The organism is Mesorhizobium intechi, assembly GCF_002879535.1.
GTDB classification, from domain to species: domain Bacteria; phylum Pseudomonadota; class Alphaproteobacteria; order Rhizobiales; family Rhizobiaceae; genus Mesorhizobium; species Mesorhizobium intechi.
Window position 1 is genome coordinate 1 of the sequence record NZ_PNOT02000098.1, and the last position, 21903, is coordinate 21903.

Genomic DNA, 21903 nt, shown 5'->3' on the forward strand with positions numbered 1-21903 from the left:
GGAAGAGGATTTGCTGCGTTAGCGACCGCAAAAATGCAGATCTTGTGCGGCATCACTGGCCGGGCAGCACAACCCCGGCGTCCAAGGCGTGCTAGCTTGTGAAGAACACAATAGGACGCAAAAGCAACAGCCCGATGCTGGGAGCCCGCGATGAGCCACACGATCAACCACCTGAAGAAACTACGGCTGCAGCGCAGCGAGTTGGCCGTTCCCGGCTCCAGTCCGGAGATGATCGACAAGGCGGCGAACAGCGCCGCCGACTTCGTCTTCCTCGACATCGAAGATGCCGTCGCGCCGCCCGACAAGGAACGCGCCCGCAAGAACATCATCCAGGCGCTCAACGACATCGACTGGCGCGCCAAGGGCAAGACCGTCTCGGTGCGCATCAACGGCCTCGACACGCACTACATGTACCGCGACGTGGTCGACGTGATGGAACAGGCCGGCGACCGGCTGGATACGATTCTGGTGCCGAAGGTCGGCGTTCCGGCTGACCTCTATATGGTCGAGGCGATGGTCAACCAGATCGAGATGGCCAAGGGCTACAAGACCCGCGTCGGCCTCGAAGCGCTGATCGAGACCGCGCTCGGCATGGCCAATGTCGAGGCGATCGCCGCGACGCCCGGCCGGTTGGAAGCGATGCATTTCGGCGTCGCCGACTATGCGGCCAGCAACAAGGCACGCACCGTCAACATTGGCGGCCTCAACCCCGACTATCCCGGCGACCAGTGGCATTTTGCGCTATCGCGGATGACCGTCGCCTGCCGCGCCTACGGCCTGCGCGCCATCGACGGGCCGTTCGGCGATTTCTCCGATCCGGAGGGTTATATCGCCGGTGCCAAGCGCGCCGCGGCACTCGGCATCGAAGGCAAATGGGCGATCCACCCCTCGCAGATCGCACTCGCCAACGACGTCTTCTCGCCACCTGAAAAGGAGGTCGCGCGGGCCAGGCGCATCCTTGAGGTGCTCAAGGAAGCCGAGGCTCTGGGAAAGGGCGCTGCGGCGCTCGACGGCAAGATGATCGACGCGGCTTCCGAACGCATGGCGCGCAACGTGCTGGCGGTTAACGAGGCGATCGGGCGCGCCGGCCAGGCGCATATGGCGGCGCAGTAGACATACCGGGAGGACATGATGGACATCCACGAATACCAGGCCAAGGAACTGCTTGCCCGTCACGGCGTGCATGTGCCGCGCGGCGGTCTGGCCTACAGTCCGGAGCAGGCGACATACCGTGCCAGCGAGATCGGCGGTGGCAAATGGGTGGTCAAGGCGCAGATCCATTCCGGTGCGCGCGGCAAGGCGGGCGGCATCCGCATTTGCTCGTCCGACCAAGAAGTGTCCGATGCGGCCGAGGCGATGCTCGGAAGGAAGCTGGTGACGCATCAGACGGGGCCGCGGGGCAAGCTGGTGTCGCGGCTCTATGTCGAAGAGACCGTCGACATAGGCCAGGAAATCTATCTCGCCTTTGTTCTCGACCGTAAAGCCGAGCGGGTGATGATCGTCGCGTCTGCGGCCGGCGGCATGGAGATCGAAGAGATTGCCGAAAAGCAGCCGGATTCAATCATTCGCGCGACTGTCGACCCTGGCGCGGGGATGCAGCACTATCAGGCGCGCGAGATCGCCTTCGGGCTTGGTCTCGAAAACAACCTGATTGGCAAGGCGACCGAAACGCTACTTGGTTGCTACCGCGTGTTTCGCGACTACGACGCTTCGATGCTGGAGATCAACCCGCTGGTCGTCACGCGTGATGGCAATCTGATGGCACTGGATGCCAAGATGTCGTTCGATGAGAACGCGCTGTTTCGTCGTCCCCAAATATCCGAATTGCGCGACAAGTCGCAGGAGGATCCGCGCGAAACCTTTGCCAGTGACCGTTGCCTCTCCTATGTCGGCCTCGACGGTGACATCGGCTGCATCATCAACGGCGCCGGCCTCGCCATGGCGACGATGGACATGATCAAGATCGCCGGCGGCGAGCCGGCGAACTTTCTCGACATCGGCGGCGGCGCCTCGCCCGAGCGGGTTGCGAAATCGTTCCGCGCCGTCCTTGGTGACAAGAATGTCAAGACCATCCTCGTCAACATCTTCGCCGGCATCAATCGCTGCGACTGGGTCGCCGAGGGTGTTGTCAAGGCAATCCGCGAAGTCGGCGTCAACGTCCCGTTGGTGGTGCGGTTGGCCGGCACCAAGGTCGAGGAAGGGCGCCGCATCCTGGCCGATTCCGGCGAGGCGGTGATCGTCGCCGAAACACTGGCCGAAGCCGCCGACAAAGCCGTCGCCGCCTGGCTGTCTGCCACGATGAAAAAGCAGGCTGAGGGGAAGAAAGAATGGCAATTCTGATTAACCGTGGCACCCGCGCAATCGTGCAGGGATTTACCGGCAAGATCGGCAGTTTTCACGCCGAAGACATGCAGCGTTACGGCACCAATGTGGTCGGCGGCGTCACACCCGGCAAGGGCGGCCAGACACATCTCGGCCTGCCGGTGTTCAACACCGTCAAGGGCGCGGTACGCGAAACTCGCGCCGAAGCCAGCATCGTCTTCGTGCCGCCGCCCTTCGCCGCCGATTCGATCATGGAGGCGGCGGATGCCGGCATCAAGTTCTGCGTCTGCATCACCGACGGCATTCCCTCGCAGGACATGATGCGGGTCAAGCGCTACATGCGCCGCTACCGCTTCGAGGACCGCATGCGGCTGATCGGGCCGAACTGCGCCGGCATCATCACGCCCGGCCAGGCGCTGATGGGCATCATGCCCGGCAGCATCTATCTTCCCGGCCGCGTCGGCATCGTCGGCCGCTCCGGCACGCTCGGCTACGAGGCCGCATCACAGATGAAGGCGCTGGGCATCGGCGTGTCGACCAGCGTCGGGATCGGCGGCGACCCGATCAACGGCTCGTCCTTCAAAGACATCCTGGAACTGTTCGAGCAGGACGACGATACCGACGCCGTGGTGATGATCGGCGAGATCGGCGGCCCGCAGGAAGCCGAAGCCGCGCTCTGGGCGCGCGATAATATGCGCAAGCCCTTGATCGCCTACATTGCCGGTCTTTCCGCGCCGAAGGGCCGCCGCATGGGCCATGCCGGCGCCATCATATCCGCCTTCGGCGAGTCTGCTCAAGAGAAGGTCGAGATCTTGAAGGAGGCCGGCGTCACCATCGTGCCGACGCCAGCTTCCTTCGGCGAGATCGTTGCCGGCGTGATGGCGGATCGGACGAACGCAGCATAGCGCAACATTCCGGTCAATTTTGAGGACCGGGTAAAAAGCCGCTTCGTCGCTTTGTGTCCAAGACGACGAAGCTTGCAAAGTAGCGCGCCTTTCGGCGGCGCTTCGGACAAATGATGTCGCGGCCCGCGTCTTGCGAGCGCCAAGTTGCGGGGCGTCTTTAGCAGATTGAACAGTGCATAAATGAAACCAGGTAGTTGTGGGTCAGCACGTCACCGCTACCAGTATGCCAGGCGGGCTCTGGCATGGGGGAGGCGTATTAGCTCGGTATTGGAATGCTAAAATCGGGGATTGTCTCCGCCGCCAATGCCCTACAGGGGGCCATGCGCAACGCCGCTTTGCCTAGGCGGTTTCACGACGGCCTTCGGGCAGGATATTTGCACGGGCGTGGTCCGTCCCAGGTGGTCCATCTGATCTGGATGACGCCAGCTTGCCTGTACTGCAGCGTTCTCCAGAAGAGCCCCGCCCTCGGCGTCGCTCTTCCGTGGATCAAGCGGCGGGTCACATTTCCACCGTTGTCCGGCTATTTCAAAAGGCCGCAGCCCTGCGGACATGCGCCGAGCCCCTTTCCCAAGGGGAGGTGAAGCTGCGCACGGAGCCCAAATAACGCAGGTTTTCTGCGATTGGACGAAGAGGTCCGCGCGAAGCAGGCCTCTGAAGCATGCTAGGTTTGGAACCAGCACGGATTGGGCATGAATGCTTGGTCCGGTCAGCCAACCTAGGTTTAGAGGACGACTACAAATGGACTTTGAGAAACCCTTTCAGCCGGCGGAGTATGGACGTCGTATCCAAGACGTGAAGAGACGGATGGAGGAAGCAGGATTTGACCTGCTAATCTGCCAAGACCCCGCAAATATGTGCTGGCTGACCGGCTATGACGCCTGGTCCTTCTACACGCCTCAAGTGGTTCTATTGCATCTGAAGTCGGACTCGCCGGTGTGGATCGGACGGCTGGTTGACGTAAACGGCGCTCGTGCAACGACGAACCTGGCTGCTGAGGATATCATCAACTTCTCCGATGACCGGCTCCATCACGTGGAACTGCATCCCTACGACGAAGTCAGCGAAATCATAAAATCCCGCGGTTGGGGATCCGATCGCATAGGGGTCGAGCTCGATGCGCATTTTTATACAGCGCGGGCGCATCAGCACCTTGTCAACGGCCTTCCAAATGCAAAGTTCTCTGACAGCCGCGGCCTCGTTAATTGGGCCCGACTGGTTAAATCCGACGCCGAACTCGTCTACATGAGGGAAGCGGGTCGGATTGTCAGCCACACCATGCGCCAGGCGATCAATAATCTGAAGCCAGGAGTTCCTGAATACGAAATCGTCGCTCAGATTTATGCCGATCAGACAAGAGGTGTTGATGGGAAGTACGGTGACTATACAAGCCTCTGTCCATTGATCCAAGTTGACGAGAAGACGAACGCTCCACACCTCACATGGTCGGACAAGCCCCTGCCCAGGTCGGGGCTGGTTCTCCTGGAGATTGGAGCGGCCAGGCGCCACTATCACGCGCCTCTGACGCGTACGGTCTATATGGGAAGGCCACCTAAGGAGGCCCAGCACCTCGCCAATGCCATCATCGAAGGTGGCGACGCTGTTCTAGAAATGGCAAAGCCGGGTGTAATCGTCGACGAACTGAACACCGTTTGGCTGAGCGTTCTAAACCGCCACGGGTACGTCAAAAAAGGCCGTTCCGGCTACTCAATCGGCATGAATTTCCCGCCTGACTGGGGCGAGCGTACTGTGAGCATTCGCGCTGGCGAAAAGACCGTGCTCCAGGCTGGCATGTGCTTCCATTTCCAATCAGGAGTGAGGCCTCCTGCCTTCGGAGCCGCAATCTCGGAGTCGTTTGTTGTTACCGAAAAGGGTGGCGAGCGGCTAGCCGACGTCGCACGAGAGTTGATAATCGTAGACTAAGAAAGCTTTTAGGCAGCCGGATTGGGAAGGTGGCGGAAGTCGCTTCCCAATCCGTTAACTTTTCATCTCACCCGGGAAGAGCGCTGAATTTACCTGTTTGGCAACTATCAATATTCCGGTCACTCATAACCCGTCAATGCCACAGATCTTTCTCAATCGATGCGAGATAGTGCCCACGGAAGGGTGTAGCTGGGGACTTGGTCGCCGCGCGCTCTGGCATGCAGCCGGCGTATCAGCCCAATGCCGGCAGGCCCAGAAGCGGATCATGGCTCATCTGGCCTAACAAGCTCCTTCATCGCCATGAGCAGGAGCAGCGCACCTGCGAGGCGGACTATGGCATCTTGGAGAAGAAGCCGCCGACCATTGTCTTCCACTTGATCTAGCCGTTGAGCCGATCGCTTGGATTGGTACCATGCAGCTTCGCGGCAACCGTGGTGGCGACGAGCTGAGGACTTCACCGGATCTGGTCAGCAGCGGCCGCTATTGGTCGTTCACGCCAACCTCCCGCACGACTGCGGTCAGCGTCGTTTAACCGGGAAGCAGAGCCCTCCGCAGCTTGGGATGCGCGAGCTCGAGGGTGCCGACGCGCGTCTCACAGTCGCGCGCGGGACAGCCGTGGCACTGGGCAAAGCGCTGGTTCTATTCGCTGGGGGGCGGACGGTGAGGGGGGCGCCCGCCCTTCAGCTTCCTTGGCCGTCCGACGGCAAAGGCGACCACGCCGCAGAGGATATCGGGGGTGGGGTCTTCTCTGGGTATGCCCCAGGTTCATCATTGTGTTGGCTGTCGATGGTTTCCTCAAGCAGTTTGTGTCGGCAACCTATATGATGCCGTGTCGGAGCGCCCAGATGGCAAACTGCGCCATCTCTCACATAGCGGCCCTTCACCGCCCTCGATAGCGCTGTGACTAGCGAGCGGATTGCGGCGCGCTTTGCAAGGCGATCAGATTGACCTTGCTTCATCAGCGCCGCCCGCTCTCCGCGCGCAATAAATCAGCGCCCAACCGAAGAATACGCAGAACGACACCGCTTTTGCGGCCCAATTAGCGCGATCTACGCGAGCCTCGCCCCTTAGTCTGCTGGAAAGTGACTGACTCATGATCATAAAGCCGGAAATGCGCGGTAGCGGCCTGCATAAGCTCAACATGGCCGAACTCGTCGAAACACCTTGCCGCTCCAGCTCCGAGTGAAACCGAACAAGGATACATATGATTACGAATCCGCCTTTCCGTCCTCGTGAAACAGCGACTCGCCACCACGAGATCCTCATAGTTGGTGGAGGGATCGCGGGAGCAAGTGTTGCCTTTCACCTTGCAAAGAACGGTAAGAAGGACGTCGCACTCTTGGAGCGCAACAGTCTTACCTCCGGTACAACTTGGCACGCCGCGGGTTTGATCATGCAGACGCGTGGGACCCACGCACTGACGGAGATCGCAAAATACAATGCTGAACTTTACTCCGCGCTGGAGGCCGAGACTGGCCAAGCCACCGGATTTAAGCGAAATGGCACGCTTGGGGTCGCCAGAACCAAGGAACGCCTATACGAAACTGCACGCAACGCCTCGATCGCCAAAAGTTTTGGCCTTGAGGCCAACATGATCTCGCCGAGCGAGGCGAAAAAACTCTATCCAGCGCTCAACGCGTCAATCATCGAAGGCGCAGTCTTTATCCCTGGTGACGGCCAGACCAATCCTGTCGACACATGCATGGCGTTAGCTCTTGGCGCCAAAAAGAACGGCGTAAAGATTTCCGAAAACGCAGAAGTCACAGACCTCTGGCGCACAGCAGACGGGCACTACCAGGTTCGAACTAATGACGGAGTTGTTGAAACTGAAATTCTCGTACTTGCGTGTGGGCTTTGGACCAGAGAACTTGCGTCGAAGTTAGGTGCACGAATTCCGATATACGCGGCAGAGCACTTTTATGTAGTGACCGAAGCCATGGATTTCGTGACGCCCACCTTGCCAGTGCTACGCGACACCGACGGGCATGTGTATCTCAAGGAAGATACAGGAAAGCTCTTGGTTGGTGCCTTCGAGCCTTGGGGAAAACCTTTGCCGATGGGGAAGCTTCCGAAGGAAACGGCGTACATCGAGCTTCCTGAAGATTGGGACCACTTTGAGCTACCGATGACCAAAGCGATAGAGATTGTTCCTGATCTTGCGAACTGCGGCATTGCAAAGTTTTTCAATGGTCCTGAAAGTTTCACCCCTGACCTTCTGTTCATGATTGGTGAAGTCCCTGGATCGAAAAATCTTTTTGTTTCGACAGGTTATAATTCAGAGGGCATTGAATACGGCGCGGGAGCAGGACGAGCTCTGGCAGAGTGGATCATTGCCGGTGAGCCTCAGATGGACATCAGCTTCGTGGATGTCGCCCGGTTCCATCCCTTCCAGATCAATAAACGATATTTGCACGATCGCACAGCCGAAGTGTTGGGTCTTCACTATAAGATGCACTGGCCGGCTTACCAGCCTGAAACGTCCCGAGGTGTCCGCAAAAGCGCTCTTCACGATCGGTGGGCGAGGCTTGGAGCTAGCTTTGGCGAAGGAATGGGATGGGAGCGTCCCATGTGGTTCGCGGGGGAGGGGGAATCGACTAAAAACGTCTACTCCTACGACGAGCCGAGTTGGTTCAAATATACCAGTCAGGAGTGCAAGGCTGCCCGTAACAATGCCATCTTGTTGGACCAAAGCTCTTTCGGCAAGCACTTGGTTCAGGGTCGCGATGCCTGCCGTTTCCTTCAGTGGCTTTGCGCCGGCAACGTGGATGTACCTGTAGGAAAGCTGGTATACACCCACATGCTCAATGGAAAGGGCGGGATAGAGACAGATATCACTGTAAACCGCTTGTCGCAGACAGAGTTCCTAATCATCTCGTCAGCGACCGTCCATCCCCGGGATAAGGCCTGGATCACAAAACACATTACAGACGAATGGAATGTCACGGTCAGTGATCTCACGTCTGGGTACGCGGTCCTCTCATTGCAAGGCCCGCGATCGCGCGAGATCCTATCGCAGGTAACCGACACAGATCTGGCGAATTCGGCGTTCCCATTCGCTACCAGTCAGGAAATCGATATCGGATATGCTCGTGTGATAGCCAACAGGCTAACTTATGTCGGAGAACTTGGCTGGGAGCTTCATATTCCAACCGAGATGGCACAGCACGTGTTCGATGTTGTTTGGGAGGCCGGCCAGGCGTATGGCCTCAAGGCTGCAGGGTACCACGCGCTTGAACATCTGCGGTCCGAGCGCGCTTACCGAGAATACCAGCTCGATCTAACGCCAGTTGATACGTTGCTTGAAGCGGGGTTGGGATTTACGGTGGACTGGAATAAAGAGGGCGGATTTATAGGAAAAGAGGCATTGACGTCCCAGAAAAATGCCGGGCCACTTAAAAAACGACTGGTATCATTCAAGCTTCGCGATCCGAAGCCAGTCCTATTTCACGAAGAGCTTATCCGCTGCGACGGGAGGATTGTCGGATATATTTCCTCCGGCGTGAAGAGCTTTACCATCGGAACGTCAATCGGAATGGGATATGTAAACCACCCCGCTGGTGTCACGAAGGACTTGATCGAAAACAGTAGATGGGAAATCGAGATCGCCGGCAAACTCTACGAATGCGACGCTTCGCTCCGGGCGTTTTTCGATCCAAACGGCGATCGGGCTAAACAATAGGTCGTGCGCCACCTGGAGGCGGAGCGAGCTGGTTCTCTTCTGTCCCCCGGCCGGATCCGCGCCGCAACTACTTCGAAGCCCGGAGGCTACTTTCCTTGTGGCCTATGGACCGCTCGGCCCGCGGAGCTATGACGAGGCTTCGATGAGCTCCGAGTTGGAGGCGTCCAACTGACATGCGCCTCCGAGCCAACTGCGCCAGCGCAATGACTGAGGTAATCGTGGTGAAGAAGGCTCCACAAATAGAGCGCATCGAGAAAGATCCGCTTGGCCCTGTAAGCATCCCGGTCGATGCCTATTATGGCCCGCAGACGGCTCGGGGCATCGCTAACTTCCCGATTTCGGGTATCCGGATCAGCCATTTTCCGAACTTCATTAAGTCGCTTGCCTACGTGAAAATGGCAGCGGCACGCGCCAACGCCGCGCTCGGCGATCTGGACAAGCAAAAGGCCGATGTCATCTGCCAAGTCTGTGCAGAAATCGCGGCGGGCAGACATCGTGCCGAGTTCCCGCTCGATGTGTTTCAGGGCGGCGCCGGCACTTCGACCAACATGAACATCAATGAGGTGATCGCCAACCGCGGCTTGGAGATCATGGGACTGCCACGCGGACAATACGACCAACTGCATCCCAATAACGAGGTCAACTTCGCTCAATCGACAAACGATGTTTATCCGACAGCGATCCGTCTTGCGATCCTTCTGTCGCGGGGAACGCTGCAGCGAGCTTTGGAGCAGCTCGCGGGCGAGTTGGAGGCCAAGGCGGAGAACTTTTCGGACGTGATCAAGCTTGGCCGAACGCAGTTGCAGGACGCTGTTCCGATGACGCTTGGCCAGGAGTTTCAGGCTTTCGCGACGACACTACGCGAAGATGTAGCCCGTCTCGGTGAGATTTCCGCCTTCTTCCATGAAATCAATCTCGGTGGCACGGCGATTGGCACCGGCATCAATACGAACCCCGGCTATCAGGCGGCAGCTGTCGCCGAGTTGCGCGCGATTTCCGGCCTGCCCGTCGTCCCGGCCGGAAATCTGATCGAAGCCTGCTGGGATACCGGTGCCTTCGTGCTCTTCTCGGGAATGCTGAAGCGGACGGCCACGAAACTCTCGAAGATATGCAACGATCTGCGGCTGCTTTCCAGCGGCCCGCGTGGCGGCTTCAACGAAATCAATTTGCCAGCGCTTCAGCCCGGCTCCTCGATCATGCCCGGAAAGGTCAATCCTGTAGTGCCGGAGGTGGTCAATCAGGTCGCCTTCCAGATCATCGGTTACGATCTCACGATTACACTCGCCTCCGAAGCGGGACAGCTGCAGCTGAACGTCATGGAGCCGGTGATCGCCTACAACATACTGCACTCGCTTGAGCTTCTGACCAATGCCGTCGATGTTCTGCGCACGAAGTGCGTAGTGGGCATTACCGCCAATGCAGAGACTTGCCGCAGACATCTCGAAGCCAGCACCGCCGTGGCAACAGCTCTGACGCCCGCGATCGGGTATGATCGGGCGGCGGAGCTTGCAAAGCTTGTCCTGTCCTCCGGTAAAACGATCCGCGAAGTCCTGGCCGAGCAGCCGGACCTTTCTGAGGATCTAATCGCGCAAACCGCCGATCCGCACCTTTTGACCCGCCCGACGCGATCGCGACCTGCTTCACAACAGCAGGCCGAAGATTGATCGACTGATCTGCGCAGCGGCGCTGTGCCCGGACACCGACGCTGCATCTGTCGGCGAGCCGTGTTCGAACATACACGGACCAGGGATCGCTCAGAGGTGGTGCGTACTTCGGGCTTAAGCTGGATCGAATCCTTCCGCAGTAAGCTCGCAGACTGGTTCCCGTCCGAGTTCAACGTTACCAGGCCAGGTTTGCCCTTTGGCTGACTGCGCATTTCGCAAAAAGGCGGACAGGGGTTCCGCTAATTCCCGGACAGTGGTTTCGCTAATGTCGGGACAGTCTGGCGGCGTCGGTCCTCGGGTGCCTTGTTGCGTTCATGGATGATTGATTTCGCCGTTTTCGGTGCCGGTCAAGAGGGGCGCAGCCTTTTGCTTTCGCATGCTGTCGCCCTGAAGCACGATGCGGTGGGCGTTGTGCACGATCCGGTCGAGAATGGCGTCGGCGACGGTGGGGTCTGCGATCAGGTCATGCCATCTGGCCACCGGGACCTGGGCGGTGATCAGGGTGGATTTGCGGCGATAGCGTTCCTCGACGATTTCGAACAGATGGAAGCGCTGTTGGTCGGTGAGGGAGTGGGTTCCGAAGTCATCGAGGATGAGCAGTTGTGCGCGGGTGAGTTTGTCGATGAGGCGTGGGAAGCGGCCATCGAGACGGGCGAGCGCCAAATCCTCGAACAGGCGCGGCACGCGCACATAGAGCACGGAATGATCAAGCCGTGCTGCTTGCCGGCCGAAGGCGCAGGCTAGCCACGACTTGCCGGTTCCGGTCTGGCCGGTGACGATCAGGTTCTCATGCGCTTTCAGCCATTCGCCCTGGGCGAGCGCCATGGTGCTGCGCCGGTCGAGCCCGCGTGGCGCGGCAAAGTCGATGTCCTCGATGCAGGCTTCGGGAAAGCGCAGCCTGGCTGAGGCGAGCCGGTTCCGGACGCGCTTGTCGGCCCGTATAGCGACCTCGCGGTCGAGCATCAGGCCGAGCCACTCGTCACGGCTGAGCTCGTTGGCGTTGTTCCGTTCGGCCAGTTCGCGCCAGGCGGCAGCCATGCCGGCCAGACCGAGGGTTTGCATCTGGTCGAGGGTGGGGTTCGTCAGCATTCTTTCTTCCTTTCCTTCACTGGTAATAGGTGGAGCCGCGGATGTTGGCGTGCTGGGGTGTCGGCTTTGCCGGTTCTGCAGAGCTGGCTCGGTCGAGACCGGCTTTGAGGATGGCGGTGACGGAGGAGTAGGCGATCGCGTTGATCAGCAGCGCCCGCTCGCAGGCGGCATCGAGACGCTCCGGCCCATAGCGCGGCGCCAGCGACAGGATGCCCATGGCCGAGCGGTATCCCTGTTCCGGATGCGGTCGGTCGCGCATCATGCGCTCGACCAGGATGGCGGCGTTGGAGCCAATCCTGGCCGCCCGGCTGATCAGGCTGGCCGGCGTGGTGTTAGCGTAGCGCTGGTGCGCCTTGGGCATGTGTTCGTTGACGGTGACATGGCCGGAACGCTGCGAGCGACGCACATGGCTGGCGACACGCTGGTGATCGTGGAAGATCTCGACCACTCGATGCGTGAGCCGCACCTCGACGGTGCGCCCGATCAGCCGGTGCGGCACCGAGTAGAAGGTCTTGTCGACCTCGACATGGTAATCAGGATGGACCTTCGCCGACTTCCACTCGGCGTATTCGAACGGTGCCGCCGGCAGCGGCTTCAAGGCAGCCCGCTCGATCTCCTCGAACAGTTCGCGGCGGCTTTGGCCGATATGGCGCATCGGCCGGTTGTTCAACTCCTCGAGCAGTTCGGCGATCGCCGCGTTGAGCTCGGCGATCGAGAAGAAGGATCGATTCCTCAGCCGCGCCAGAATCCAGCGCTCGACAATCAGCACCGCGCCTTCGACCTTTGCCTTGTCGCGCGGCTTGCGGCTGCGGGTCGGCAGGACGGTGGTGTCGTAGTGCTCGGCCATGGCGGCAAAGGTCGCGTTCAGCGTCGGCTCGAACCACAGCGCCTTGACGACACCGGCCTTCAGGTTGTCGCACACGATCGCTCTGGTGACGCCGCCGAAGAAGGCGAGCGCTCGTACCTGGCCCTCGATCCAGTCCGGCAGCTTTTGACTGGAGCTGGCAAAGGCGAAGGTCAGATTGGATGCGCCCAGCACCGCGACAAAAATCTGCGCCGGGTAAATGACGCCGGTCGCCGGATCGATCACCGGCACCGTCTGCCCGGCATAGTCCGTCTGCATCACCGCGCCCGCCGCATGCCGATTGCGGAATGTCGCGCTCGTCCGGCGCTCGAAAGCGGCGAAGTGCTCGCAGAACCAGGTGTAGCCGTAGCCGTCGGGATGGGCGGCGCGATACTCCTGCCACAACAGCGTCAGCGTCACCCCCTTGCGCTTCAGCTCCCTGGCGATCAGCGCAAAGTCCGGTTCGCTCAGGTCTTGCGGCGGACGCCCGGCACGGCCAAACAGCAGCCGCTCAAGTGTCGCGTCGTCGTGGCCCGGCGGCAGAGGCCAGCATGACAGCCCGGCCTCCCGCGCCCGTAGCAAATAGGTCGATACTGTCGTCTTGCTGATCTTCAGCCGTTCCGACACTTCACGCACCGAAAGACCCTGCTCATGGGTCAGGCGCAAGATCGCTTGGATGTCCCTCACACTCGTTCGTCTCGCTTGCTTCCGTCTCGGCATGGCCCCTCTCAACATCATCGTGAGAGGCCAAACTGCCAGAACGGCGCAGCCAAGAACCGACCGCTAAATCCGCTCCCGAAAACTGTCCGGGATTTAGCGGAATCGCTGTCCGCGAATTACTGAAATCACTGTCCGGGATTTAGCGAAAAGGGTGTCCGGGAATTACCGAAACACGCAGGCTGACCACCCTTCAACCTTCCGAGCAGGCAGTCCTTCGGGGTTCATACCGACCACGAAGCCGCTCCAACTGGCTAGCCAGATTCATTGTCCGCCTGCGGCGAAAGCCGACAGAGCCCGGACGTTCAGCGCCTTTTGGTCGAGCAGGCGGGTCGGATACTCGGCAGTGAAGCAGGCGTCGCAGAATTGAGGCTGTTTGTTCTCACGGGCCGTTTCGCCGAGAGCTCGATAAAGCCCGTCGATCGACAGGAAGCCGAGCGAATCGACACGGATAAATTTGGCCATTTCCTCGATCGACATGCGCGACGCTAAGAGTTTCGCCGTCTCGGGCGTGTCGACGCCATAGAAGCATGAGGAGCGTGTCGGCGGCGATGCGACGCGCATATGCACTTCCTTCGCGCCTGCATCACGCAGCAGCTGTACGATCTTCTGGCTGGTTGTGCCTCGCACTACGGAATCGTCGACCAGTACGATCCGCTTATCCTCGACCATCCGGCGGTTGGCATTGTGCTTCAGCTTGACGCCCATGTGGCGGATGGATTCGGTCGGCTGGATGAAGGTGCGGCCGACATAGTGGTTGCGGATGATGCCGAGCTCGAAGGGCAGGCCGGCGGCTTGGGCGAAGCCGATCGCGGCCGGCGTGCCGCCGTCAGGCACAGGCACTACGATATCGGCATCGACCGGGTTCTCGCTGGCGAGCTCGGCGCCAATTTTCTTTCGCACTTCATAGACGTTGCGGCCCTCGACCGACGATCCGGACGAGAGAAATAGACATACTCGAAAATGCAGAACCGCGGTTTCTGTTTTTCGAACGGGAACAGGCTCTCCACTCCCTCAGCGGTGACGATGACCATCTCGCCAGGCTTCAGGTCTCGAACAAAGCGCGCACCGATGATGTCGAGCGCGCAGGTCTCTGAGGCCAGGATCCAGGCGCCGTCAAGTTCGCCCAGTACCAGCGGCCGGATCCCGAGCGCGTCGCGGCAGCCGATCATTTTTGTGGACGACAGCGCTACCAGTGAGAACGCGCCCTCCAGTTGGCGAACCGCATCTATGAAGCGCGAATTGACGTCCTTCCCGCTGCTGGTTGCGATGAGATGCAGGATCGTTTCGGTGTCCGACGTCGACGAGAAGATCGAACCCTGCTTCTGCAGCGTACGCTGCAGTAGCATCGCATTGGTGATGTTGCCGGTGTGCGTGATGGCAAAGCCGCCGTCGGCCAACTCGGCGAAGAAGGGCTGTACGTTGCTCAGCCCGGGTCCGCCGGCGGTGGCGTAGCGGGTGTGGCCGATGGCGCGCGTGCCCTTCAGCCGCTCGAGGATCGGCTTCTTGGTAAAGGTGTCGCCGATCAGGCCGACATGACGTTCGACGTGGAACTGCGTGCCGTCATAGGAGACGATGCCCGCCGCCTCCTGGCCCCGGTGCTGCAGGGCATGCAGGCCGAGGGTGACGACAGTGGCCGCATCCCAAGGGCCGAAGATTCCGAATATGCCGCATTCATCATGAAAATGATCATCGGCCTCCGCCGAGAAGAGTTTATCTACCTCAACCATCGGTCACGATGACAAGCCGGAAAATAAGGCGGCCGGTCTCTTCGCCTGAATCTGACCATGAGGCCGCCGATGTCGGACGCGAAGGACCCCGCAGCCAATTAGATCCGTTCCAATGCGCCAGACTCTTGTCGCATCGGAGCTCAGTCATGATTATCCGGCATCAGCGACATCATGTGAGTGGCTTCATACGGCTTGAAAATCGATCTTGGGGGTAAATAGGCCCGCGAAGCCGACGGCATCGCGGGACCTATTCCTGTGTGATTGCGCCAGATGGGCCCTAGTAGCTAAGCATAATCTTTTGGTAGATTTCGACAGCTTTAGTCAGCTGATCAATTTCGACATACTCGTTGGCAGTATGAGCCTGATCAATACTTCCAGGTCCAAGAATAACGCAGGAAATACCTCCCAACGAGAGCTGACTCGCATCCGTCCCATATGGAACTCCGCGGTGCTGGCCCGTTCCGGCAACTTCAGCACATGCCTTTGCCGCTACTGCGGCGATCTTTGTTGCTTCCGCGCTCGGGGGGGCTGGATCTTCCAGAGCGGGTAGCAGCGAGCGCACCTTGATCCCATCGGGACCCTGGCGCAGGCCTTCCAGTATGTTCTCTACCTCCTGTAGCGCGTCTGCCGGTCGTTCTCCCGGTATAAGCCGCCGGTCGATCCACACGCGGCAGGATGGCGGTACCGTCGCCAATTCCGTACCCCCTTCGATGAGTGTAATCGTGAGAGTCGGGGGGCTAACCAGCGGGTGCGCGCGTTTGGACAGAGTTGCATTGATCTTGTCGAGTGCCAAGATAACCTTGGCCATTCCTGTGATCGCGTTCACCCCAAGATGGGGCTTGGAGCTGTGAGCGGGTACACCCTCCACTTCAACCTGCCAGCGGACCGAGCCCTTATGTGCAACGACAAGCTCCAAGTCAGTAGGCTCACCGACCACTGCGGCCTCGTAGGACACACCTGATTCAGCGATTTTTCGCGCTCCTTTCTTCCGGTACTCTTCGTCGACGCTTGCACCCAAAACAATCGTGCATCGTGGCTTACGTTCCCCTAGGGTGCTAAGAGCCATGAGCATTGCCGCGAGCGGGCCCTTATCGTCACAACTTCCTCGCCCATAAATCCGACCGTCCCTCTCGTCTGGCGAAAAAGGATCTGCCTCCCAATTGTCAACCGGCACCGTGTCCATATGCGATATGAACAGGACACGCCTATCGGGCTCCTGCCCAGGAACCCAGGTGAAGAAGTTGGCGCGGCCGTCGGTGACCTCCTGATACTCAAAGGGCAGATTTCGCTCTCGGCAAAAGGCCTCGAGGAACTCAGCGATCTTTTGTTCACCGCTCCCCTTCGCCGACGCTGAAGGGTTGATGCTCTCAATTTTTATAAGTTGTTTGAGAAGCTCTACCGTTTGTGCGCTGATGGACGACATGAATACTCCGATCCCTCCTTGAGAATGCAAGCGTGCGGCTATGCCAGCCAGTTCTTTGCCAGGCCGACAACTCGGTCAGCCTCGTCTGCTGTGTTGTATAAATGTAGCGAGAAGCGAAGCATTCCCCGGCGAACCGAGACGATCACCTGGTTCTTCAGCAAATGCTCGTGAAGCGACTGAATGCGGCTATCTGCTTCGCGCGAACCAGGTGCTGGATCCCCAAGCGCAACAATACTCCCGGTATGATCGCCTGGTGCTCCGCCGCAGACGGGCAGTCCGAGATCTAGGAGGCCCGATGCCAGTCGCCTTGCAACCGATGTAACACTTTGTTCAATGGCGGGCGTGCCAATTTCGATCAGCTGTCCGATGGACGCGTAGACCGCAATAACGCCGGGAAAGTTGTAATGGCCAATTTCAAAACGGGGCGCGCCGGCGCGCAATCTTACCGAGTCGAATATTGGAGCCGACTCTGGCGCGTCGCCCAAATCGACACTGAAGCGAGCGAGGTAGGCAGGGCTTAGGCGATCGGCCCATTCCCGGCGGCAATACAGAAATCCCAACCCATAGAGGCCCATTAACCCCTTGTAAGATGATGCCACCAAACCGTCGACGCCAAGCTGAGTGACATCGGTGTGTAGTATACCAACTGATTGGGAGGCATCGGCCAAAAGAAAGGTACCGAGGCGCTTGCAAGCCGCAGCTATCGGCTCCATCACTGTCTTGAAGCCCGGGACCATTGTAACGGTCGAAACTGTGACGATACGGGTACGAGAATCGGTCTGATCGATAATAGCGTCGCACGGGATTGCACCGTTTTCAGTTTCTACCACCCGCAGCTCAATTCCGTGCTTGTCCCTGAGTTGCAGCCAAGGGAGGATATTGTTTGCGTGCTCCAACTGGCGGCACAGGACAACGTTGTCTCCCGGCTTCCAAACAATCGCGTTTCCGATTATGTTAATGCCTTCTGATGCATTCTTCGTAACGGCGATTTCGTCTTTTTCGGCCCCCACGAATTCAGCGAATCTCGAACGTGTTCGCTCGACAAGCTGCATCATTCCTTCTTCGTCATTCAGGCCATTTAGCCGATTATCAAGATGTTGATCCATAGACGTGCGGGTGGTTCTGGATATGAGCCCCTGATTTGCAACATCCATATAAATGGCGTTTTTGGTGGCTGGAAATTCCTGCCGGAGGACGTCCAAAGGAAGAAAATGGCTTGTCATGATCGTCATCAGATCCGTGTTCGTGGGTAAAGAGCGCAAAACTTACTCAGGACGCCCATTTCTGCAGTTGTGAGCAACGAAAATGCCTTGATTGAGAAGCCATCGAGCTACCTTGCGGGCGATCATACCATTCGGCCGAACTTATAAGGACAAGAGGTTCACCACCGGGAGGCAAATGCCTTTCGCTGATCGGATCATTTTATGGCTTGATCCTTGTGGAACTCAGGCTAATATCGTGTGAGCCAAGCAGTTTTTCTGCGCAAATCTTTCCTTTTTTGCAGTGATCGTGAAATGGACCTGGATCGAGTTGATCGCAAGCTTCTCAACGCAGTGCAGCGCGACAATCGCCTGACGACGGCTGAATTGGGCGAACTTGCGGGCCTTTCTGCGACAGCTTGTCAGCGGCGACTGAAGCGACTGCGTGATGAAGGTGTGATCGAGGCTGATGTTGCCATAGTCTCGCCACAAGCCGTGGGTCGTCCCATGCTCATGCTGGCGTCGATCAGTCTCGAGCGTGAGCGGGTAGATATCATTGATCGGTTCAAGCAGGCGGTTCGGCGCACGCCTGAGATCATGAGTGCGTACTATGTAACGGGTGAAGCCGATTTTGTTCTCTTGATCTCTGTCCAGGACATGGCCGAGTATGAGGCATTTACCCGCCGATTTTTTCATGAGTCCGATATCAAAGCAGTCAAGACGATGGTCGTGATGGATCGGATCAAAGCGTCATTGGCTCTGCCTATTGAAGAATAAGGGCAGTACTCGCTCAAATCAAGTGTCGCGCTTGGACTTTGCTGTCTCAAGTCGACCTCATAACGATCGTGGTTCGTCAGATAGTAATACACATTCGGACTGCTGAAAACTGCGCCGACGTCATTCTTATCTTAACATGGCCGTCGGCGCCAGTATCTGACGTCGCTTTCGATCGGCTTCACTTGTGACTTCACGAACTGCGCGGGGAGGACTGCCACGCACCTGCAAAACGTCTTCCGATGGTGTAGGCCCGGCGATCGGAGGTCTCCGCTGCCGATCAGCACTCGCAAAACCTAGCAGGTGCCATAGTTCCTCCTCCTTGTCTGGGTCGCTGTCGTCGGCACGGTAACGCGTGGTGGACATGGTGCATTGCCCCCGCTTTCGACCGGACACTATTTGAAGGCCGATGACGTTGAACTGCTTCCTGCCATTCGCAGGCTGGTCGATGCGCAGCCGACTTATGGCTGATCGGCGGATCGCCGCCCTTCTCCTTGGGAAAGGCGAGCCGCCGATCAGCCACCCGTCAATCGCAAGCGTCTCCGTCGGATCACGGCGAACCATACCATGCTGCTGGAAAGCAACGGCCGAGTCCACGATGGCAAGGTTATGATGATGCGATCGAACCTGCGCTTGTGCGCCGATGGTCTGGAGTTCACCTGCTGAGAATGGTGCGGTCGTCCGCGTCGAATTCGTCATCGATGCGTTCGACGGGAAGATCATCGCCTGGGCCAGTCGCCAATGCCGGAATATCCGGCTCCGATGTCCGCGACATGATGCTGCCCGGCGTGGAAAAACGCCTCGGTGCAAACAAGAGCGCCAAGCGCGATTGAAAATCTGTCCGACAGGGACAGCGCCTACACCGCGGGAAACACCAGACTGTTTGCCCAGGCCTTCAACCCGATCCAATGATTCACCCCGGTCGCCAACGATTCAATCGAAGGGCATATATCGTCGAAACTCTGAAGTGATATTACATCCGCATATCACCGATAAAGTTTACTAATAGGTCAGTGGGATGCGCTATCGCGCCAGCAAGCTGGAACCACAAGCCTCCCACACAATAATTTCGGGCTGCCCCGGCACCTAGTGGGCTGAGTGGATGTGACAACGCAACTCATTAGGCACGTTCTCAATTCCAGCCTGGAGACGATGCCTGATAACGCAATAGAACGTGCGAAGCTCTCAATTCTAGATACTATTGCGTGCGCGATTCGGAGGATTGCGCGTCGACGTCGATGAAGGTCTTCTGCGGGTTATCGAGCCGGGAGCGATTACCGTACTGGTCGAGGCCGAAGCATAAGCGGCCAGCCGCCGCGATCAGGTTCGTGATGCACCGGTGCGCGGTCTCGAGGCGGCACGCTATAGCGTGATCGGGGTGTTCCGGCAGTACCACGCGATCGATCCGCAGAACGGGCTGGTCGCGGCGGAACTGGAGTTGCGATGGAACGGAGCGCTATACGTGTCGGCGAGATAGAGGGATTGCCGCGCATGATGGCTCGACATTGGGGCCATCACTTCTGTCGCTGTATCTGCGGGGCGCTCGGTCGAATGCGTTATAGACTGACTGGGACCGCTACCCCGCTGCGTTCCAGAAGCACTTGGCGAAAAGTCAAAGCGAGCTTTGATGCAGATCGCGCTCTCGAAAATGTCAGATCGCCTTGGCGAGTCGCTCAACGTACCGGTCCCCCGCTTGCTCTGCATCCGCGATGTCATTGAAGCGGGATGCCCGGTAGGCAGACCAGAAAAGCTCACCAAACCATCGATTGGCGGCGCCGTCAGCATCAATCCCGGCAATCACGTCGCGGAGAGACGCAGGTAGCTGTTGCGCGCCCACAGCTGATCGTTGGGCTTCGGTCATAGCGGCCGGATCGTGGTCAACGTTCACTGGCGCGGCCAGTTTGTCCCTTAGCCCATCAAGGCCTGCACGGATTAGGGCGGCGAGTGCAAGATAAGGGTTGCTGGTTGCGTCGGCCACTCGAAATTCCAAGGACGCCCCGCGATGCCATCCTTCTGCATCGCTGCCCCGTGGGCAAAAGCGAATGGCCGCTTCGCGATTGCGCTCACCGAAGCACGAATAGATTCCCACCCAGCTAGAAGGTCGGAAGCGGGCAAATGAGTTCACCGAGGGGGCTGCAAAGCCTACGACCGCTGACAAGTTTCGAAGGATTCCGGCGGCGAAGGAAGCCGCTTCCGGAACAAGGCGACCATGCCGCGCAGTCGCTGGCGACCCATCTTTCCGCCATAGGCTGAAATGGATGTGTACCCCGCTGCCGGCTGAAGCCGGATCCGGCTTGGGTATGAAAGTCGCCCTCAGGCCGCGTAGGCAGGCTTCATCGCGGACTACTTCACGAGCAAACACCGCTTGGTCTGCGGCTGCGAGAACATTTGCGGGCGGACTGGCCAGTTCGAACTGATGTGCGCCGTATTCGGCCGCAAACTGCTCAAGTGAAATGCCCCCGGTGGCAAGGGTAGCGTAGACGTCCTCTGCCAATGCCGACACAGCGCGATTGCCTTGAAGAGAGAATGCCGGGGTGGCTTCGTCCTGTAAGCCGTAGATATACAATTCGTGCTCGAAACCGGCGACCATCGTCAGCCCGAACTCTAACTCGAGATCAGCAATAGCGCGCTTGAGCTGGCCACGCGGACACACGGGCCAGCTCTCGCCATCTGTCGTCTCTATGTCTGCCAAGTAAACTGTTGCCGACGGCCTCTGGCCCACTTGAGGCAGCACCACGACGGCCGATAGATCCGCTTTCAATCGAGTTTCGCCGACCGGGCCAAACGGGTTTTCCAACGGCAGCGTGTTGAGCGGCGATATAAGGACATTGACTGGTACCCAGGGAAGGCCGGCCTTCAGCACATCAGAAACTCGCTCCACCGGAACCGAGCGGCCGCGCATTACACCCGACAAGTCCTGATTGCCAATCATCACCATGCGGGGATTTTCATACCTAGTTTGCTGGCTCATGCCGTGCGTTCCTTTCAGACGAATTCAGGAGCGATGCTTTTAAGCGCAGCTCTGAGTGCTTCCGCCAACCGATCACCCCATTCGATCTGATCGGCCGATTCCGTGATCATATCCTGCCTAATCTCGAACTCGATTCCGAGCAGACCTCGATGTTCTGCGTAGACGGGTACCGTATAATCCGATTCATCTTCCAGCGCGTAAGGCTGGTTGAGGCCGATAACGAGATCCCCCGCCTTCTTGAATTCTTCGGCAAGCGCATCTGCGAGGCGGCGATCTTTGTTGAAAAGAAGGCCTAGGTGCCAAGGGCGCGGCGTCGGGTAGTCCGTGTGCCAAGGGGTGAAGCTGTGGACGGCCAATATCACCGTTGGACGCTTTGCGGCAAGACGGGTCCGAACCACGTGCTCGATCCTGGCTTGATAGGGATGAAAGATCTCGGATAGGCGCATGGCGGCAGCCGGCACAGTTAGATGTACATTCCCAGCAATAGTCGTTCCGTCCGTTAAGGTGACAAACGCTGTCGGGTTATGTGGCGGGCGATTGCAGTCAACAACAAGCCGGGAGTAGCGCTGGTAGATCAACTCGGCGTCGAGTCGTTCGGACAAGCGTTCACTAACGCCGAGAGCACCGATGTCATAAGCAATATGGCGTGCGAGATCGGTTGGAGAG

Annotated in this window: 14 protein-coding genes and 2 pseudogenes; 8 read left to right on the plus strand and 8 right to left on the minus strand. The window is 58.7% G+C overall.

Translation table 11 applies throughout. The features are described from left to right. The first annotated feature begins 150 nt into the window (after positions 1–150). The 6 genes from C1D09_RS08900 to C1D09_RS08925 all read left to right on the plus strand — a co-directional run bounded on the left by C1D09_RS08900 (position 151) and on the right by C1D09_RS08925 (position 10490). Positions 151–1113, plus strand: coding sequence for an HpcH/HpaI aldolase/citrate lyase family protein (locus C1D09_RS08900; RefSeq protein ID WP_143973924.1), 963 nt, complete (start codon positions 151–153; stop codon positions 1111–1113). Positions 1114–1131: 18 nt separating this feature from the next. Further along, positions 1132–2340 (plus strand): malate--CoA ligase subunit beta, encoded by a 1209-nt coding sequence (locus C1D09_RS08905; protein WP_143973925.1) that lies wholly within the window; start codon positions 1132–1134, stop codon positions 2338–2340. After that, entirely contained in the window at positions 2328–3227 is a 900-nt protein-coding gene (gene sucD / locus C1D09_RS08910; protein WP_143973926.1) for a succinate--CoA ligase subunit alpha, read from the plus strand. The genes C1D09_RS08905 and sucD overlap by 13 nt, the downstream gene beginning before the upstream one ends. 738 nt (positions 3228–3965) lie before the next feature. After that, positions 3966–5147: a M24 family metallopeptidase gene (locus tag C1D09_RS08915; protein WP_143973927.1), complete on the plus strand. Its 1182-nt coding sequence runs from the start codon at positions 3966–3968 to the stop codon at positions 5145–5147. Between the two features lie 1204 nt (positions 5148–6351). After that, a complete protein-coding gene (locus C1D09_RS08920) occupies positions 6352–8826 on the plus strand; it encodes a GcvT family protein (RefSeq protein WP_143973928.1) in 2475 nt (824 codons plus the stop codon). A 203-nt stretch (positions 8827–9029) separates the two neighbouring features. Beyond that, positions 9030–10490 (plus strand): aspartate ammonia-lyase, encoded by a 1461-nt coding sequence (locus C1D09_RS08925; protein ID WP_143973929.1) that lies wholly within the window; start codon positions 9030–9032, stop codon positions 10488–10490. A gap of 312 nt (positions 10491–10802) precedes the next feature. Here C1D09_RS08925 and istB read toward each other — a convergent pair whose 3' ends face one another. The 5 genes and pseudogenes from istB to C1D09_RS08950 all read right to left on the minus strand — a co-directional run bounded on the left by istB (position 10803) and on the right by C1D09_RS08950 (position 17525). Then, positions 10803–11579: an IS21-like element helper ATPase IstB gene (istB, locus tag C1D09_RS08930; protein ID WP_095802987.1), complete on the minus strand. Its 777-nt coding sequence runs from the start codon at positions 11577–11579 to the stop codon at positions 10803–10805. A gap of 16 nt (positions 11580–11595) precedes the next feature. Further along, positions 11596–13143 (minus strand): IS21 family transposase, encoded by a 1548-nt coding sequence (istA, locus tag C1D09_RS08935; RefSeq protein WP_143973930.1) that lies wholly within the window; start codon positions 13141–13143, stop codon positions 11596–11598. A 261-nt stretch (positions 13144–13404) separates the two neighbouring features. After that, a pseudogene (gene purF, locus C1D09_RS08940) lies at positions 13405–14870 on the minus strand (amidophosphoribosyltransferase). 277 nt (positions 14871–15147) lie between these two features. Further along, positions 15148–16293, minus strand: coding sequence for a M20 family metallopeptidase (locus tag C1D09_RS08945; protein WP_143973931.1), 1146 nt, complete (start codon positions 16291–16293; stop codon positions 15148–15150). Between the two features lie 38 nt (positions 16294–16331). Then, positions 16332–17525, minus strand: a complete 1194-nt coding sequence (locus C1D09_RS08950) for an aminotransferase class V-fold PLP-dependent enzyme (protein WP_143973932.1) — start codon at positions 17523–17525, stop codon at positions 16332–16334. Positions 17526–17807: 282 nt separating this feature from the next. On the opposite strand from C1D09_RS08950, the gene C1D09_RS08955 reads away from it, so the two are divergent. Both C1D09_RS08955 and C1D09_RS33705 read left to right on the plus strand, forming a co-directional pair. Further along, positions 17808–18269 (plus strand): Lrp/AsnC family transcriptional regulator, encoded by a 462-nt coding sequence (locus tag C1D09_RS08955; RefSeq protein ID WP_126057703.1) that lies wholly within the window; start codon positions 17808–17810, stop codon positions 18267–18269. Positions 18270–18656: 387 nt separating this feature from the next. Next, a pseudogene (locus C1D09_RS33705) lies at positions 18657–19175 on the plus strand (IS3-like element IS426 family transposase); the annotation flags it as partial. Between the two features lie 289 nt (positions 19176–19464). On the opposite strand, the gene C1D09_RS33070 reads toward C1D09_RS33705, so the two are convergent. From C1D09_RS33070 to C1D09_RS08970, 3 genes are all read right to left on the minus strand, one after another. Beyond that, the gene (locus tag C1D09_RS33070; protein ID WP_167514539.1) at positions 19465–19662 is read right to left on the minus strand and encodes a hypothetical protein; all 198 of its coding nucleotides are present in this window, start codon (positions 19660–19662) and stop codon (positions 19465–19467) included. 255 nt (positions 19663–19917) lie between these two features. Further along, a complete protein-coding gene (locus C1D09_RS08965) occupies positions 19918–21237 on the minus strand; it encodes a type I glutamate--ammonia ligase (RefSeq protein ID WP_143973933.1) in 1320 nt (439 codons plus the stop codon). A 14-nt stretch (positions 21238–21251) separates the two neighbouring features. Continuing rightward, a partial coding sequence (locus tag C1D09_RS08970; RefSeq protein ID WP_143973934.1) for an N-formylglutamate amidohydrolase occupies positions 21252–21903 on the minus strand: 652 nt, incomplete at its 5' end.